At 39.7% G+C, this 15,739-nt stretch carries 17 protein-coding genes; 3 read left to right on the top strand and 14 right to left on the bottom strand.

Annotated elements, in window-relative coordinates; all coding sequences use genetic code 11:
• Position 1: 1 nt before the first annotated feature.
• The 9 genes from IE056_RS10515 to IE056_RS10475 all read right to left on the bottom strand — a co-directional run bounded on the left by IE056_RS10515 (position 2) and on the right by IE056_RS10475 (position 7,893).
• Positions 2-244: an AtpZ/AtpI family protein gene (locus IE056_RS10515; RefSeq protein ID WP_189604672.1), complete on the bottom strand. Its 243-nt coding sequence runs from the start codon at positions 242-244 to the stop codon at positions 2-4.
• The gene (locus IE056_RS10510; RefSeq protein WP_189604671.1) at positions 192-620 is read right to left on the bottom strand and encodes a bactofilin family protein; all 429 of its coding nucleotides are present in this window, start codon (positions 618-620) and stop codon (positions 192-194) included. The genes IE056_RS10515 and IE056_RS10510 overlap by 53 nt, the downstream gene beginning before the upstream one ends.
• Positions 620-3,166, bottom strand: coding sequence for a type IX secretion system periplasmic lipoprotein PorW/SprE (gene porW / locus IE056_RS10505; RefSeq protein WP_189604670.1), 2,547 nt, complete (start codon positions 3,164-3,166; stop codon positions 620-622). Before porW ends, IE056_RS10510 begins: the two co-directional genes overlap by 1 nt.
• A 125-nt stretch (positions 3,167-3,291) precedes the next feature.
• The gene (locus IE056_RS10500; protein WP_189604669.1) at positions 3,292-4,176 is read right to left on the bottom strand and encodes a CPBP family intramembrane glutamic endopeptidase; all 885 of its coding nucleotides are present in this window, start codon (positions 4,174-4,176) and stop codon (positions 3,292-3,294) included.
• A gap of 35 nt (positions 4,177-4,211) precedes the next feature.
• A complete protein-coding gene (locus IE056_RS10495; protein WP_189604668.1) occupies positions 4,212-4,541 on the bottom strand; it encodes a hypothetical protein in 330 nt (109 codons plus the stop codon).
• Between the two features lie 12 nt (positions 4,542-4,553).
• Positions 4,554-5,285 carry an ABC transporter ATP-binding protein gene (locus IE056_RS10490; protein WP_189604667.1) on the bottom strand — a complete coding sequence of 244 codons (732 nt, stop codon included), beginning with the start codon at positions 5,283-5,285 and terminating at the stop codon, positions 4,554-4,556.
• 18 nt (positions 5,286-5,303) lie between these two features.
• Complete coding sequence (locus IE056_RS10485; RefSeq protein ID WP_189604666.1) at positions 5,304-6,788, bottom strand: DUF5687 family protein; 1,485 nt, start codon at positions 6,786-6,788, stop codon at positions 5,304-5,306.
• A gap of 55 nt (positions 6,789-6,843) precedes the next feature.
• Positions 6,844-7,533 (bottom strand): hypothetical protein, encoded by a 690-nt coding sequence (locus IE056_RS10480; RefSeq protein ID WP_189604665.1) that lies wholly within the window; start codon positions 7,531-7,533, stop codon positions 6,844-6,846.
• A 21-nt stretch (positions 7,534-7,554) separates the two neighbouring features.
• On the bottom strand, positions 7,555-7,893 hold the full coding sequence (locus tag IE056_RS10475) for a PadR family transcriptional regulator (protein WP_189604700.1): 339 nt from the start codon (positions 7,891-7,893) through the stop codon (positions 7,555-7,557).
• A gap of 133 nt (positions 7,894-8,026) precedes the next feature.
• On the opposite strand from IE056_RS10475, the gene IE056_RS10470 reads away from it, so the two are divergent.
• Positions 8,027-9,079 carry a ferredoxin--NADP reductase gene (locus IE056_RS10470; RefSeq protein WP_189604664.1) on the top strand — a complete coding sequence of 351 codons (1,053 nt, stop codon included), beginning with the start codon at positions 8,027-8,029 and terminating at the stop codon, positions 9,077-9,079.
• Positions 9,080-9,224: 145 nt separating this feature from the next.
• Here IE056_RS10470 and IE056_RS10465 read toward each other — a convergent pair whose 3' ends face one another.
• From IE056_RS10465 to IE056_RS10455, 3 genes are all read right to left on the bottom strand, one after another.
• Entirely contained in the window at positions 9,225-10,262 is a 1,038-nt protein-coding gene (locus IE056_RS10465) for a glycosyltransferase family 9 protein (protein WP_189604663.1), read from the bottom strand.
• A 23-nt stretch (positions 10,263-10,285) separates the two neighbouring features.
• Entirely contained in the window at positions 10,286-10,894 is a 609-nt protein-coding gene (locus IE056_RS10460; protein ID WP_189604662.1) for a DUF4254 domain-containing protein, read from the bottom strand.
• A gap of 165 nt (positions 10,895-11,059) precedes the next feature.
• Complete coding sequence (locus tag IE056_RS10455; RefSeq protein ID WP_189604661.1) at positions 11,060-11,983, bottom strand: DUF6427 family protein; 924 nt, start codon at positions 11,981-11,983, stop codon at positions 11,060-11,062.
• Between the two features lie 40 nt (positions 11,984-12,023).
• On the opposite strand from IE056_RS10455, the gene IE056_RS10450 reads away from it, so the two are divergent.
• Positions 12,024-12,254 (top strand): DUF6341 family protein, encoded by a 231-nt coding sequence (locus tag IE056_RS10450; RefSeq protein ID WP_189604660.1) that lies wholly within the window; start codon positions 12,024-12,026, stop codon positions 12,252-12,254.
• Here the strand turns inward: IE056_RS10450 and purD are convergent.
• The gene (gene purD / locus IE056_RS10445) at positions 12,246-13,520 is read right to left on the bottom strand and encodes a phosphoribosylamine--glycine ligase (RefSeq protein WP_189604659.1); all 1,275 of its coding nucleotides are present in this window, start codon (positions 13,518-13,520) and stop codon (positions 12,246-12,248) included. The genes IE056_RS10450 and purD overlap by 9 nt on opposite strands.
• Before the next feature lie 91 nt (positions 13,521-13,611).
• Here purD and IE056_RS10440 point away from each other — a divergent pair, with 91 nt between their 5' ends.
• A complete protein-coding gene (locus IE056_RS10440) occupies positions 13,612-14,919 on the top strand; it encodes a phenylacetate--CoA ligase family protein (RefSeq protein WP_189604658.1) in 1,308 nt (435 codons plus the stop codon).
• Here the strand turns inward: IE056_RS10440 and IE056_RS10435 are convergent.
• Complete coding sequence (locus IE056_RS10435) at positions 14,908-15,687, bottom strand: glycosyltransferase family 2 protein (RefSeq protein WP_189604657.1); 780 nt, start codon at positions 15,685-15,687, stop codon at positions 14,908-14,910. The genes IE056_RS10440 and IE056_RS10435 overlap by 12 nt on opposite strands.
• Positions 15,688-15,739 lie beyond the last annotated feature (52 nt).

Raw genomic sequence — 15,739 nt, 5'->3', positions numbered from 1 at the left:
ATCAATTATCGAATTTTTTTAATTGTTTTAGCACTAAAAATATAGAAGCAAGTAAACCAAAAAGCACCAATCCAATGGTGAACCAGTTCTTATTGGATGGGTATCGCTCGTCCAGTTGTTTGCCAATCCAGGCACACACAAAAATAGTACCGCCCATTTCAAAAGCGATTCCGGTGAAGATGGCCCAGTTTCTAAGCTGACTTTTCTTTTCCTTTTTGGGTTTGTTCCTGTCCTCCTCTTTCATTGTTAATGGTTTTTACGCCGCCTTTCATAGAGCAGGTAGCATTAAAAGTGGCTCCCGGTTCAACCGTTAGTTTTGCCACAATAGCCTCTCCTTCAATCAGGGCCGTAGATCGCAGGCTAAGGGTGTTTTTGATCAAGAGCTTGCCAATAAATTTACCTTCAATATCTGCATTCTCACACTCCAGGTAACCTTTGATAAAACCATCTTTCCCTATGACGACCTTTCCGGGTGTTTTGACATTACCTTCTACAATTCCGTCTATTCTAAAACATCCTTTTGCCTCAAGGTTTCCAATGATCTTTGTGCCTTGTGCTATCTTGTTCTGGTCTTTGCTTCCTTCAGAAGAAAATTTAGACCTTTTTTCTTGTGTAAACATTATTTGGGGGGATTTGTTATGCTTTCTATATAAGAATCTACATTTTTATGTATTTGTACGATCCTGTAGTTTGGGGTGGAAATATAAAAAGAATTTTTGTCGATTTGATACTTCTCATTCACAGAAAGTAATTCTGCAAAGCCTTTTGCTGTACCCGGGCTGGAAAAGCCATGTACCACCACGAAGTCCTGATGCGGATTATAAACATCTATAGACACTTCCTGACCGCTGTAATTCAACTCCTCCAAAGCTTCTTCTATCTCTCTTCTGAAATCTGCTATTTCCTCCACTCCATTTTTTTCAAACGGAAAAACAAGCTTAAAAGAGCGGGCAATACTGTCCTGCTGAAAATTCTTGTCGGCCATTCCCGGAAGGGCATCGTTAAATAACTGCTGCGCTTTCTTCCCCTCTTCACTCTGCGGATAATTGAGGGCCACAAAATTCAAAGCTTCTTTATAAGCCTCAAAACCTTCAAGCCTACCTATGGCCATGGCCTTTAAAAGTTCTAGTTTTGGAGCCATTTGATCTCCAGTAAACCTCACCGATAGTTCTTCAGATTGCAAGATTACTTCCTGATATTCCTGATCCTCAAACATTGTATACAAATCACCGTAAAGAGCCTCCGGACTGTTTTCATCCTGAAGTAAAGCCTCAGGATCCTTCAGGATCATAGCATACCTGGAATCTGGGTGCTGCTCCATAATATCTATTTTTAATGCCTGAGCCTTTGCAGTGAATCCTCCTTCAGAATATATTTTATAAAGATGATATTTTGCAGGCAGCACAAGTCTTTCTTCCGGATTTCCTGCCAGTAACAACTCCAGTTTTTCTGCAGCTAATTCATCTTCTTTGAATTTCTCCCTGTAAATGAGCCCTAATTGATAATAAGCAAAATTTCTCTCTACCACCAGGCTATCGAGAATTTGGGGATCATTGGGTATCTGACTAATATAAGTCTGTGGATCGTACAGGGGATCTGCTTCAAAAGCAGCTTCGGCTATGGGCATCTCATTATCTTGATCCTGATTGCTTACACCGCTCGCTGTCCTCCAGTTATCTGTAAGATCCCGCTCTCCCCATGTCCTGAAGAATTCCTGTTTACCATAAGCAACAGCAGCAGTATTATAGAAATAAAAAGCATTTCCGGGGTTTGGAACTCCCGGCACTCCTGTCCTGTTATTTTCAAAGAATTCCTGAGACCGGGATTGAGCCGGAGCCTGGTTTTCAGCCACTCCCTCTTTCTTTGCTTCGGCTTTAAGTCTTTCTGTATAATCCGTAAAATATTCAATTCGCCCTTCTTCTGAAAGATCTGAGAGGTATAAAATACTGTCACTTTTTCTTGCAATTTCTTCATAAGAAATCACGTCTACCAAATTATCGCGCTTCTTTTTTATAAGCCTGAATTCACGTGAATTGGGTGGTAATCTTGTTAAGGTACTATCGTAATAAGCTCCCGCAACCTGGTAATTGGCAGCGTCAAAATGAATATTTCCCAGTGTTTGATAATCCAGACTTTGCAAATAAGCGTCTTCTGTAGGGGTACGCAGGGATTTGTTATAATAATCAATAGCAAGGTTCACAGAATCTGCCTGATAATGGAATTCTGCCAGCTGAAAATAAATTTTATCTAAAAACGGCCTGTTTTCACGATCCTGTTCCATATCTGTAAGCAGCTCCAGGATGGCTTCCTGGTCTTGCGCACTTCTCGAAAGATTCTGTGTCTTCGCAATATAAGCATTGATCAAATAAATGCGGGGCGACCTTCTCTTAAGATCAATCACTTCATCAAAAGCCATATTGGCACTGTCTTTCATACCCAGGCGATTGTACAACTGCCCAGTGATATAAAGATATCTTCCCTGCTCGGCTTTGTCCCGGGTGAATTCTGCCGCAGTTTGGAGTGGTGTCACCGCACTGTCCAGCTGAGTCAGGTTAATATAGGCCTCTGCAAGCATGGCAGCAGCATCTGCTCTGTCCTGATCCTCCAGATTTTCCTGTTCAAGGATCTTCTTGAGATTTCTTATAGCAAGTTCCTCAAATTCGAGACGGATATTTGCTTTTTCTCTCCAAATCCTGGCGTGATTGATCGTGTTGCTAAGCGGGTATTTATGAAGAATATAATTAAAAGCCTCCAGTGCAGGAATGAACCGCTGATCAAAATACCGGGCTTTTCCCAATAATAAATACGCTTCATCTATCTGCGGATTTTTTTCGCTGCCTTCTATCAGCATCGAGTGCCGCTGAATTGCCTTTACCGCCTTTTGTTCGGCTATTTCGAAGTTAGGATTTCTTGCATCTCCAGGTAGCATTACCTCTTCACTCACCTGCATCCTTTCCACAGGAAGAATATCCCAGTAATTATCAAGGTAATTCTGGTTTAATTCTTCTTTCCCCAGTTCCAGCGCCAAATTCCCGTTATACAGCGTGTTATATTCTGCAGTAACAGCATGCCAGTTACGGTTCAGAAAAGTATTATTTTTCCTTGAACAACCCGCAATACTCAATATTGTAATAAGTAGAAAAAGGCCTTTTGTAAATGCTTTCAAATCAAACGATTCTTTAGTATAGGGATAACTGAATTGTACCTAAATTATTGTGAAGGCAAAAATAGGTTAAATTTTGATTAAAGCATTAGCCGCTATGCTTTAGAGGATTTTAGAGGAGATTTCTTTCAAGTGAGGAGATCTGCACTTTCATGAGGATTTGGTACCATTTCTCCTGAAGAATTTTTATAGTAATATATAGATCCGGCAAAAATAACTATTTGTGCAAAAACGGAGAATATGGAGCCTTCAAAACCAAATTCCCCGCCATTCATTAAATTTGGAGAAGTATAATTAAATTCAATAATCGAATAAAAATCCTGTCCGCTTACGTTGAAACCTAGGTGGGTTTGAAAAAGGTTCCAGCCAAAATGTAAACCAATAGGATACCATAAGTTTTTTGTGTAGATATAGGTGATCCCCAGAATCATCCCGGCGCAAAAAAGATCAAAAAAACTGAACAGGCTCATATTCGGATTGAATCCGTGCATGAGTGAAAAAAGAACAGAGGAAATCACTAGCGCCACATACTTATTGAAAGAAAGCATCAAATTCTTTAACACATAACCCCTAAACAAAGCTTCTTCCACCACTGCAACAATTAGAAACAACAGTACTGAGATGACTATTTCATCATTATTCAAAACTATTTCTGAAAACTTTATTTCCTTCAACCCGAGCAATACAAAAAAACCTAAAACCATCGCCACAAGGGCCACTCCCGTTCCCACAATAAAATCCCAGAATCTGTTTTTCGTCTGAAAACCAAGATCTATAAATCTCTCCCGGTCTATATACTTCATAAAGATCCAAAGCACCAGGAAAGTGCCCAGAAAACCAAAAAATGAAATAATTAATTGCTGTTCAGATGATTCCTTAAAATCCATTTCACCATAAGAAACATCCGATATCGTAAGTCCTATGAACTGAAAGATTCCTACAATAACCAGGTAGGGAAATATAATGAGAAGTATTCGTGCCCAGCCTTTGATTTTTATTTCATTATCCTGCATGTGAAGTACTATTCTGTAGAATGATTTTTTGTGATCTAGAAAAGATAATCTGTCATTAAATTATAGATTAAGACCCCCAGAAAAGCCGTTAGAAAAGGAATAATAAATCCGCCTGATTTATAAGATTGTATTACTGGCTTATTGTCCTTGTAAAAATCTATTGCCAGCCCATACCTGCCCATACCCGTTACCAGCCTGCAATTAACTTCGGAATCCGAATCTTTGATCTTGAAGAAATGTTCGGTACCCGACAAAGATCTTTTTTCTGAAACTATCTCTTCATTCACCTTCACTGTTTCCTTCCCAAAAATTGAATTGAAAAATTCAATTTTTGAATCTCCTGATTGTATGGTCGTAACTTTCAAACTTATGAGATTTTAAGATAGATCCTCCTGAACTTCCTGCACCTGCTGGTCTCCTGCAAAATAAGACTCCAGTTCTTTAAGGGTAGCTTCAGAAGTTTTGATGTCATTCACCACTTTTCCCTTGTCGAGAACCACAATACGTTCACAAACTTCGGTCACATGAATAAGGTCATGGCTGGAGATAAGCACCGTAACTTCTGAACTTTCAGTAAGATCCCTTATTAGCTTTTTCAGTTTGATTTGTGTGGTAGGATCAAGGTTGGCAAAAGGTTCATCAAGAATAATGACCTTTGGATCACCAATCAAAGCAGCGACAATACCCACTTTCTTCTGATTTCCCTTCGAAAGGTCACGAAGATATTTTTTCTGATTCAGGATCTCTCCGTTAAAGAAATCCTCGAAATCCTTCAGGAATGTGGCTACATCGGCTTTATTCCGGTTCCGGAGTTCTCCAATGAAATTAAAGTATTCTTCAGGAGTGAGATATCCTATTAAAAAACTTTCATCAATGAAAGAGGCCGTAAAAGGTTTCCACTCCTCACTCTGGCTCACGGTGATATCATTGTTAAATACATTTCCGGAAGAAGGCCGTATCAAATCGAGCAGGAGGCTGAACAGCGTTGTTTTTCCTGCACCGTTATTTCCCACTAATCCGAAGCTTTGACCTTTGGGAATCTTAAGATGGTCTATATTTAGGACGGTTGTACCGTTGTAATTTTTTGACAAATTTGTAATTGTAATCATCTCCTTAATTTTTTTAGGTTATTCCCCTGTTTGTTTAAAGCCCTCAATCATTGCATACTTGTTTTTGCGATATGCTCTTTCAATAAAATCCATTATAGGACCTCTTAAAATGATTCCAAGTAAGCCGAGTCCGGCTAATACTGCTACTCCTACTTCGTAGGAAACCCACCTGGTAAGCGGCCAGAAAATAGCAACAGGGATTAGCATAAGTGGAATTCCCACCAGCCATTGTGCGGCTCCCGTTCCCTGGTAGTTCATAAACGGACTTTTCTCAAGCTCAATCCTTTTCCGGTTAAAAGAGCCGGTGTATAATAAAATAGGAACATTTACGCCAATATTATAAATGGCACAGGCAATATTCATGACCAGAATATGAGTTCCGAAGTAGACATACGGAGTAGTAAGAATCGTTAATACCACAATGCTGAAGGTAATCAATCCAACTTTTGAAGCCAGGTATTTCTTTAATGGGATGTTCTGGGACATCATCATGGAATAGTAGGTGGCATCCCAGGCGGGGATAAATTGTCCAAAATTGATCATGAAAATTCCTGTCATGAAGATTCCTACAAAAACATACATCGTTCTCATGCTCTCGTACGTGTCCTGCGGATAAAAAATGAGTCCGTACCCCATGATGATCAGCGAGAGAAAAATAGTAGTTTTTGGTCTTTTGTTTCGCCAGATAAGTTTTAGGTCCAGCTGAAGAAATGGCGCAATATCTCCAAATCTTCTCACCCAGTTAAACTCCTGGGTGTTAACTTCTTTTGCAGGTCCTCCCAGGGAATCATCCAGGTAAAATCTGCGCTCCAGGTTATGCTGATTCAGTTTGTACAGGGCAGCAAAAAGAAGTACAGGAACGATCGCCAGCCATGGATTCTCAACAAGATAATCCATACCATTCCCAAAATAGAGGGTAATCCTAAAAACATCAAAATACTCCAGCGCTGCCAAAACCGCTGCAATGAGCACTAACGGAAGTAAAGCTTTCAGGTTATCTGTAAACTTCTTCTTTATAAGAAAATTAAAATAATCTACAGAAAGTATAAGCGTATACACGGCTACCATCCACCCAATGATAGAAAGAGGAGCGATCTCTGTTTTGAAGGAAAGGAAAATTCCGAAGGGAATGATCAATAGAAGCGGTAACAGATTATAAAAAGAAATTAATGATTTTATGAGAACATAATTCACCACTTTTCTCTTCTTGATGGGAGCGATCAACAAGGGCTTCACCGTCATTACCGGAAGGGTTTTCAACATAAACCTGAAAACCAGTTCCATCACCAGCCATAACAACACAAATCTATTGGCCATGTGAAGCGGAGGCTGATCGGGATAAAATTCGGTAAGCAGCGGATACATTCCAATTCCTAAAAGGAGAAAAATGACAGCAAAATAAATGGCAAGGAATCCCATGAGGATTTTTAGGCCAATGCTTTTTCCAAGACTGGAAGACCTGAAAAACGCTTTCCACTGAAGATAGATGAAATGTTTAAACATTATGGTTGGCTTTTATGCTTATTAGTGGAGAATTTCCCGATTTGTTACAGAAGTATCATGAAAATTTCATTTCCGGGTGTACCTTTTTCAGGATCTCGTCCTTTTTTTTCGGTAGTCTATTAAAACAAATGTAGCTGGTGAGAGCTATTATCACTATCAGGAATGCCATTAAAAGATTTACATAAAAATTACCGGATGCCTCTGAAATATTCAGAATATGGAATGGCAGCCACATAAAAGTAAAAAAACCACCTGAATGTAGAATTATAGTTTCCAGAAGATAGATTTTCACACCGCTTTTCTTTTTTCTTTTGAGGGCAGCAGATTTTTTAGTCATATAGATGATGGAGAAGACAAATAACAGAACAACAAGAGCCATAAGACCATATATTCCTTCCTGAAAAGTAAGCAGGAAATAAGAACCTCCAAACAGGAAAATGATAGGAAGTGCCATTTTTGGCTCCCTGATAATGCTTTTCGATTCTTTCCAGATGAACTTCCAGTATTTTTTCTCCATTGCTCGCTGCCGTTTTCCCATAACTTCTGAAAAGCCAAAAACTCCGAACTTTTTAAATTCCTTTTGTAAAGCTTTTTCAAAAGGAATTTCGGGGTTTTCTGTCCACTGTGCTTCAATTCCATTAGCAAGATGGTCTACCAGCTCCGTCTGCACGTCATAATATTCCACATAATGCGCACGTGTGAATTGGTAAAGAGCCGCAACTTCTTTTTCAGAAACTTTTCTCATAACAACATAAAGTTTTCCATCTTAACCAAATTTTGGGTTCAGGTTTAAGATTCCTCGCAGGGTTTCCATGAATTCTTCCAGCTCGTTTAGCTTACTGGCAGTTTCTTTTGTTCCTTTTTCGGTGAGTTTATAATACTTCCGTAGCCTGTTATTTACTTTCAAAACTTCCACATCAAGCAATCCTTCGGCTTCAAGTTTATGCAAAGCAGGATATAGCGCACCTTCAGTAATCTTAAGCTTTCCCTTTGTAAGCTCCTTTACTTTTTGGGTGATTTCATAACCGTACATCTTGTCATTCCCGCTTAACAGTTTGAGGACGATAGTGGTTAAACTTCCTTTATAAAGATTGGAATCGGGCATCAGCTTTTTATTCAGTACTTTCAAACATACTAAAAAATAGTTTACATAAGATTCTTAGGTATAGCTTTTTTTGAATTTGTTAAGGGATTTACAGCTCATACTTCGTATTTTTGCTCTTAAATAAACTGAAACAATGAGTGATTTTTTTTCTCTGAAAATCAAAGAAATTATAAGGGAAACTCCACAGGCTGTGAGTATAGCTTTTGAAATTCCTGATGATCTGAAATCCGAATTTTCCTTTAAAGCCGGCCAGTATATTACCATTAAAACTGAAATTGACGGAAAAGAGGTGAGACGGGCTTATTCCCTGTGCTCCCCGCCCGATGGTGATAGTTTTAAAGTTACCGTTAAAGAAGTTAAAGGCGGAACATTTTCTGTGATTGCCAATAACAAATTAAAGGCAGGAGATACACTGGAAGTACATCCTCCCGAAGGAAAATTTGTTTACGAACCTTCTGAAGGGACAAAGCCCAACACATACGCTGCCTTTGCTGCCGGAAGCGGAATTACTCCCGTACTTTCTATCCTGAAAAATGTCCTGGACAAAGAACCTCTTAGCAGATTCGTCCTCGTCTACGGAAACCGAACTCCCGATGAAACCATCTTTTTCAGGGAATTACTGGAGCTTCAGTCAAAATTTCCGGACAGGCTTTTTATAGAGTTTGTTTACAGCCGTTGCAATGAAGAAAATTGTCACTACGGAAGAATAGATCAGGGTACGGTGAATTACGTGGTGAAGAATAAATTTAAATCTGAAGAATTCTCAAAATTCTATCTGTGTGGCCCGGAACAAATGATCGATACCGTTAAGGAGATACTTCAGAAAAATGGTGTGGAAAAGGAAAAAATTACATTTGAACTCTTTAATACCAGTGACGAAGGTGAGGTAAAAGCCGATCTTAAAGGAGCCACCCAACTAACGGTGCTGGTGGATGATGAAGAAACTACTTTTACCATGGAACAAACTGCTACCGTATTGGAAGCGGCCCTGGAGCAGGGACTGGATGTTCCATACTCCTGCCAGGGCGGAATTTGCAGTAGCTGCGTTGCCAGAATTACCGAAGGGAAAGCAGAAATGGCCAAAAATTCCATTCTTGTGGACAGCGAAATTGAAGAAGGACTTGTCCTGACTTGCCAGGCGCACCCAACAACCCCAACGTTGAAGGTGGATTATGATGATGTGTAGATCCCTGAATCCCCGAAGGGGGGAGTTTTATACTCAAATCTAAATAATTTAAAGCGGCTTTTAGCCGCTTTTGTTTTATATTAATACGAGCGAAAAACTCCTACGTCTGAGAGTTTCCCCTTTGGGGGTTAGGAGGCAGTGCCGTTTAGAGGACTACCTCTTCTATTTTCTTTACCACCATTTCGGGAGTGATAGTTCGCATAGCATCTTCGTAACCTTCGGGAACGGTTTTTCCGTAGACCGAGGTGGGAATTTTGGTGTATTTTTTCAGATCGGGAATGAGATTGTTTGCTTTCGGTTGTCCGTAGGGAGCGAATCCGGTGAAGGGATGAGTAAGACCCCACATTATAATTACCGGAATGCCAAAATTAGCCGCTAAATGGCCGTTTCCGCTGTCCATGGACAACATAGCGTCCAGATTGGAGATAAGCGCCAGTTCATCTTTAAAAGAGATCTTTCCGGCCATACTTATGACATTACTGAATTGATCCTCCCATTCGGTCAAAATCTCTTTCTCTGTGGCCCCGCCACCAAAAAGAAATATTTGAAGCTGTTCATTTTTCTCAAGCTGCCGCAGCACCTCCTTCATAAGATCCAGCGGATAAACCTTGGAGGTATGCTGCGCAAAAGGAGCAATTCCAAGCCATTTTTTAGGCTCCTTGCCTGTTATTTTTCTTATTTCAGGAGAAAGTGTCTTTTTCTTCAGAAAATCAAAGGATGATATGTCCACCGGAAGTCCCAGAGCGTCGAAAACATCTGCATACCGTTGATGGGTCATTTTCAGCTGCTTGAAAACTTTATTGTTCGGGCGGGTGAGGGATTTTTTACCAGATCTTCCTTTGTTGATCTGCTTCACCGGAATTCCGTAGAACTTAAAACAGGTTTTCAGGATCTTTGAACGCAGTACGTTGTGAAGATCGGCTACCGCGTCTATGCCTTCATTTTTTAACTCTTTAGCCAGTTTTTTCAGACCAGGAATTCCCTTGTGCTTTCCTTCCACATCGGCTTCAAAAATGCTGACATTGGGCAGGTCTTCAAAAATGGGTGCAAAAAATTTTCGGGTAAGAATGGTAAACTTCATGTCCGGGTATTCTTCCGAAAGGCTTTTCAACACAGGAATAGTCATGGCGATATCTCCCATGGCAGAAAGTCTAATGACAAGGATGTGCTTCGGAATCTTCATAATCCGGAGCCCTTAAAAGGGCTTTATTTATTTCCTCTTAGTACGGGATTCAGTTCATCATCATTGTACATTTTCATTTGCTTATAAACCTTCATGTACTTTTTACCTGCAGCAATATCCTCCAAAAGCTGATTAATAGCGGTAGAAAGATCGACTCTTTGCTCCAGCAATACATCCAGCTTTGCCTGACATTTCATTTGATGCTCCTGTGAAGCATCTGCCCGGTTAGCCTCCTCATTCATGTGATAGATCTTAAGCGCCAGGATAGAAAGACGGTCAATCGCCCAGGCCGGGCTTTCAGAATTAATGGTAGCATCTTCCTTTGGCTTCACATCTTTAAACAAATCAAGGAAATAACTGTCGATATACTCCACCATATCGGTACGATCCTGATTGGAGGCATCAATTTGACGTTTCAGTTTTAAGGCAGCTTCAGGGTTGATGTTTGGATCACGAATAATATCTTCATAATGCCATTGCACAGTGTCAATCCAGCATTTTCTGAACAATAAATGCTCAATTAACTGCTCTTTTTCATCATAGGGATTAGTGAACTCCTGCCCGACTGTATTTACAACGTGATATTTTTCGATTACCTCCTGAAATACCTGATTTGCTTTATCTGAAAACATACTTTTTATTTTTTCAATATGTGTAAAAATTCTGTACCGAACCTGAACATTTTTTCAGATTTCGGTAGTCACAAAGGTATTATATTTTGCCGTAGTTTCTAAGAGTTGAACGCCAGATTGAAGCCGGCGGGGCTGCTGCTTTAGGATATGATATTTCTTATCAGGTTAAAAAGCGATCAAAAGAACCGCCGGAAGCAGAATTATTACCCATAAAAGTGTTTCCTGAAACCATTTATCATTCAGTAATTGAAAATAATTAGTGACAATTATAGCCAGAGGAGCAAGAAAGAAAATTAATTCACTGCTGTCTTTTGTAGGAGCAAGAACTGCAACTCCAATTGCCAGAAAGAAGTTCAGCAAAAACAGCATGAGTGAAGATTTCAACATGGAGCTGGCTCTTTGAATAATTCCCATATAAAAGAACAAAGACCAGAGACTAAGAGCTAAAATAAATGATACAGGAATAAGAACAGAAAGGTCCCTGTATTGTGAAAAGTCAAAATTACTCGGTTGAAACCAATCAGAAAAAGAATAGAAACTGTCATTTATTGCCAAATTGCCGCAGGTAACCAGAGATAGAACAGTTAAAAATGCCAGCACCGGCACCAGCCAGTTTTTTACATTATGGCTCACATGAATAATAATTCCGAAGAAAACCACTCCCATGAAAAGTATAGACCCGAAGTAAAATAAAGAGGCCACACAGATCCAAAGTGTGGCATCAAAAATCTTCTTTTTAGTCTCTCTTTGCGATTTTAAACTTATTACCCGTCGCAGTGCCAGCAAGACAAAGAAGTTGGAGATGATCACATCATTGTTCTGCAAAACTCTGAATAGCATACACGCAAAAGCGGCAAAAAGAATAGTTTTGTAAGCATTTCTGGAGGTGACTTCATTCCTTTTAGCTATAAAATCAATGAGTACACTACTTAAAATAAAGAGCAGAAGTACAATTACTTCTTTGAAAATATTACCCACAGTTGGCTCAAAACCGCTTTGTAAGGTGGCCATAACATAAAATATTACCATATAAACAGCGATGACCACAAAGTTTATAGGTGTTGATTTGCTAAAAAAGCTTGTTAGCATTCTTGTTTTTTATATTTTTGTAGCTCTAAATATATGTACAATGAGGGATATTTTTGAAGGGATACAGTCATTTTTTGAAGATTTTGCTTTTGCTCCGTTAGATTATTTGCGCAACCTTGAGCTGGACAGCTGGTGGTTTGCAAACCTTATCAACTGGTTGTTTGTGATCATAGCTATTGCTGCATTTGCTTACTGGATGAAACAATTAAAAATCTTTCATGACAGAAAGGAAGACCAGCAAGATACTACCGCTCATTCTTACTTAGGATAAGTCGAAACCAAGGTCTTTTCTAAAATACATCTTATCGAAATGAAGTTTATCTACATTTTGGTAAGATTTTTTTAGTGCCTTTTTGTAATCGTCCCCAAAGGAAGTAACTGCTATTACCCGACCCCCATCGGTTTTCACTTTTCCATTTTCTTTGGAAGTACCTGCGTGAAAAACTAAGGACCCTTCGATATTTTCAAAACCTGAGATTTCCTTTCCTTTCTCATAAGCTTCGGGATATCCACCTGAAACCAGCATCACTGTGGCAGCTGTTTGTGCATCGATCTCCAGGCTTACCTCGTTTAGTTTTCCCTCAGCAACTTTTTGAAAAACCTCCACAAGATCTGACTTTATCCTTGGGAGAACTACTTCTGTTTCGGGATCGCCCATTCTTACGTTGTATTCTATTACGTAAGGCTCATCCCCCACTTTTATAAGTCCGATGAAAATGAATCCTTTATAGGTAATTTCCTCCTTTTTGATCCCTTCCACTGTAGGTTTAATGATGCGATCTTCTACTTTTTTCATAAAGACCTCATCTGCAAACGGAACCGGTGAGATTGCTCCCATACCGCCTGTATTCAGGCCTGTGTCTCCTTCACCAATTCTTTTATAATCTTTTGCTGTAGGAAGGGTTATATAGTTCTCTCCGTCTGTAAGCACAAATACGCTCAATTCTACCCCATCCAAAAATTCCTCAATCACCACAATAGAACCTGCTTTTCCAAATTTACTGTGGGTAAGCATATTTTCCAGTTCTGTTTTAGCTTCTTCAATATTTTCCAGGATCAGCACCCCTTTTCCGGCGGCCAATCCATCGGCTTTTAAAACGTAGGGTGGCTGTAAGGTTTCCAGAAATTGTTTTCCGGCGTCTACGCTTTCCGCAGTAAAACTTTGGTAGGCAGCTGTAGGAATGTTGTATAAAGCCATGAATTCCTTGGCACGTTCCTTACTTCCTTCCAGCAAAGCACCTCTTTTGGATGGGCCAAGCACCATTACCTTATTGAGCTGCAGATCTTTTTCAAAGAAATCCTGAATTCCTTCTACCAAAGGATCTTCGGGCCCTACTATGAGCATTTCAATTTTTTCTTTCAGTACAAAATCCTTTATGGCTTCAAAATGGGTCACCTGTATCGCGACGTTGGTAGCCACTTGTGAGGTTCCCGCATTTCCGGGGGCAACGAACAGTTTGCTGCAGTTTTTGCTTTCGGCAATTTTGTATGCGAAGGTATGTTCACGCCCGCCTGAACCCAATATTAGAATATTCATATTTGAAAGTAGTTTTAATTGTTGTGTCAAAAATAAATGTTTGTAAATTGAAGCACCAATTTATTCACACAAAAATCAAATAATTTAGGCATTGAACTGGTTTAGCCTCTCTTTACAACTCAACAGATTTCCGATTAAAAAAGCACAGCAGGCTTTACTGGAAATTCAGGAAATTCCGGAATCGGAGTATTCCCGGTATGTAGAGCAGAAAAAAGAGGAAATAGTTCAATACCATCGTAAGAACAACAGCTTCTATAAAAATTTCTTCGGAAGTAAGCCTTTTCTGCAGTGGAAGGACGTGCCTGTCATGAAAAAGAAGGATTTGCAACAGCCTTTGGAAGAGCGTCTCAGCGATGGGTTTAACCTGAAGAAGGTGTATGTTAGCAAAACATCGGGTTCGAGCGGAAATCCGTTTATTTTCGCCAAAGATCGGTTCTGCCATGCCCTTTCCTGGGCAGAATTCATTGACCGCTACAAATGGTATGGCATCAATCTCGACAGGTCCATACAGGCCAGGTTCTACGGAATCCCTTTGGACCGGTTCGGATATTTTAAGGAACGGATCAAAGACCGCTTCGGATTTAGGTACAGGTTTCCAATTTTTAACCTGAATGAAACGAAAATGGAGGAATTTTTGGATGATTTCAGGAATAAAAAATTTGATTATATCAACGGGTATACAAGCTCTATCGTACTTTTCGCAAAGTTTCTTGAGAAAAAGAAAATCATTCTCAAAGAGCTTTCTCCAAACCTAAAAATCTGCATTGTGACCAGTGAAATGCTTTTTAAGGAGGATAAAAAGCTGATGGAAAAACAATTTGGCGTTCCTGTTGTTAACGAATATGGAGCCAGCGAACTGGGACTTCTGGCTTTTGAAAATCCTCAAAAAGAGTGGGTTTTTAACAGTGAAACCATGTTCGTGGAGATCCTGAATGAAAAAGATGAAATTTTGCCTGCCGGGCAGGAAGGACGTATTGTGGTAACTTCACTCTACAACAAGTCACATCCTTTTATACGCTACGATATTGGTGACACCGGAATTCTGGATCCTCAAAGTAGCCCTAAAAAACCGGTTTTAAAGCAACTTTTGGGACGAACCAACGATGTTGCCGTTCTTCCAAGTGGAAAAGTGGTCCCCGGACTTACTTTTTATTACGTTACCAAAAGCATTATTGAAGACGATAGCCTGGTCAAGGAATTCATTGTTCAACAAACAGCGCCTCATACCTTCAGGATCATTTACGTTTCGGAAAGTGAACTTTCAGCAGAAAAACTGCAAAGCATTAAAAAAGCAATGGATACATACCTTGAAGAAGGTTTACAAATAGAATTTATTCACAAAACTATCTTAACCCGAAGCAAACGTGGCAAGCTAAAACAATTCGAATCACTTCTTTAGCGGAACCAGCTGTTTGCTTTTGACGAAAAACTGCTCATATAAAAACCGTGTGATCCAATAGCTGCTCTTCACTGCCGAGAAATTTAAAACTTTGCGATAAACCTTATAATTATATTCCAGCATCTCCTTCTTATTTGCAGAAATAGAACCTTTCCTTACCCTGTATTTAGCCAGAGGTTCAACAATTCCCCTGGCCTCCCCTGCCAGTTCCAATGCCTTTAACCACATTGCCCAATCCTGCCTTTTTCGAATGGGCGGGCAGTAAATCTTCCCCAGCATTTTGGAATTATACATCCCGGTAAGATTTCCCACGTAATTGGCTCTCAGTAATTTTGAAAAAGCAAGTATTTCAAGAGCTTTTACCATCTGATTCATACTTTTCCCTTCCTCATCCATCAATTCATAGCTGGAATAACTCACCTTCAGATCATTTTTTTTCATAAAATCCAGCTGTGTTTGCAGCTTGTGCGGTTTCCACAAATCATCTGCATCCAGAAAAGATATATACTCTCCTTCGGAAGCTTTTATCCCAATATTTCGGGCAAAGGCGGCTCCCTGGTTGACCGGAAGAGAGTGTAATGTAATACGTGGATCTTGTTGGATGTAGTTTTTTACCAGGTAATCTGTTTCATCTTTTGAGGCATCGTCTATCACTAGCAATTCCCAGTCTTCAAAGGTCTGCTCTCTCACAGAAGTGATACTTTCAGAAATAAACCGTGATGCGTCATAGGCAGGCATCACTATAGAAACAACAGGAGAATTCTTCATTAAATTGCCTTTTACGGCTACGGTACAATTTTATTTTCAGATTTAAAAATCT

Origin of the sequence: Salinimicrobium marinum (assembly GCF_014651535.1) — a bacterium.
Lineage (GTDB): Bacteria > Bacteroidota > Bacteroidia > Flavobacteriales > Flavobacteriaceae > Salinimicrobium > Salinimicrobium marinum.
The sequence above is the reverse complement of the archived record's forward strand: the minus strand, read 5'-3'. Positions and strand labels throughout refer to the sequence as shown.

Bases quoted from the DNA above. Each gene is read 5' to 3' on its own strand.
- IE056_RS10510 (WP_189604671.1), bottom strand. From the start codon at position 620: ATGTTTACACAAGAAAAAAGGTCTAAATTTTCTTCTGAAGGAAGCAAA.
- IE056_RS10480 (WP_189604665.1), bottom strand. From the start codon at position 7,533: ATGAGAAAAGTTTCTGAAAAAGAAGTTGCGGCTCTTTACCAATTCACA.
- IE056_RS10450 (WP_189604660.1), top strand. From the start codon at position 12,024: ATGAGGGATATTTTTGAAGGGATACAGTCATTTTTTGAAGATTTTGCT.
- IE056_RS10490 (WP_189604667.1), bottom strand. From the start codon at position 5,285: ATGATTACAATTACAAATTTGTCAAAAAATTACAACGGTACAACCGTC.
- IE056_RS10435 (WP_189604657.1), bottom strand. From the start codon at position 15,687: ATGAAGAATTCTCCTGTTGTTTCTATAGTGATGCCTGCCTATGACGCA.
- IE056_RS10515 (WP_189604672.1), bottom strand. From the start codon at position 244: ATGAAAGAGGAGGACAGGAACAAACCCAAAAAGGAAAAGAAAAGTCAG.
- IE056_RS10455 (WP_189604661.1), bottom strand. From the start codon at position 11,983: ATGCTAACAAGCTTTTTTAGCAAATCAACACCTATAAACTTTGTGGTC.
- IE056_RS10475 (WP_189604700.1), bottom strand. From the start codon at position 7,893: ATGCCCGATTCCAATCTTTATAAAGGAAGTTTAACCACTATCGTCCTC.
- IE056_RS10485 (WP_189604666.1), bottom strand. From the start codon at position 6,788: ATGTTTAAACATTTCATCTATCTTCAGTGGAAAGCGTTTTTCAGGTCT.
- IE056_RS10465 (WP_189604663.1), bottom strand. From the start codon at position 10,262: ATGAAGATTCCGAAGCACATCCTTGTCATTAGACTTTCTGCCATGGGA.
- IE056_RS10460 (WP_189604662.1), bottom strand. From the start codon at position 10,894: ATGTTTTCAGATAAAGCAAATCAGGTATTTCAGGAGGTAATCGAAAAA.
- IE056_RS10500 (WP_189604669.1), bottom strand. From the start codon at position 4,176: ATGCAGGATAATGAAATAAAAATCAAAGGCTGGGCACGAATACTTCTC.
- IE056_RS10470 (WP_189604664.1), top strand. From the start codon at position 8,027: ATGAGTGATTTTTTTTCTCTGAAAATCAAAGAAATTATAAGGGAAACT.
- purD (WP_189604659.1), bottom strand. From the start codon at position 13,520: ATGAATATTCTAATATTGGGTTCAGGCGGGCGTGAACATACCTTCGCA.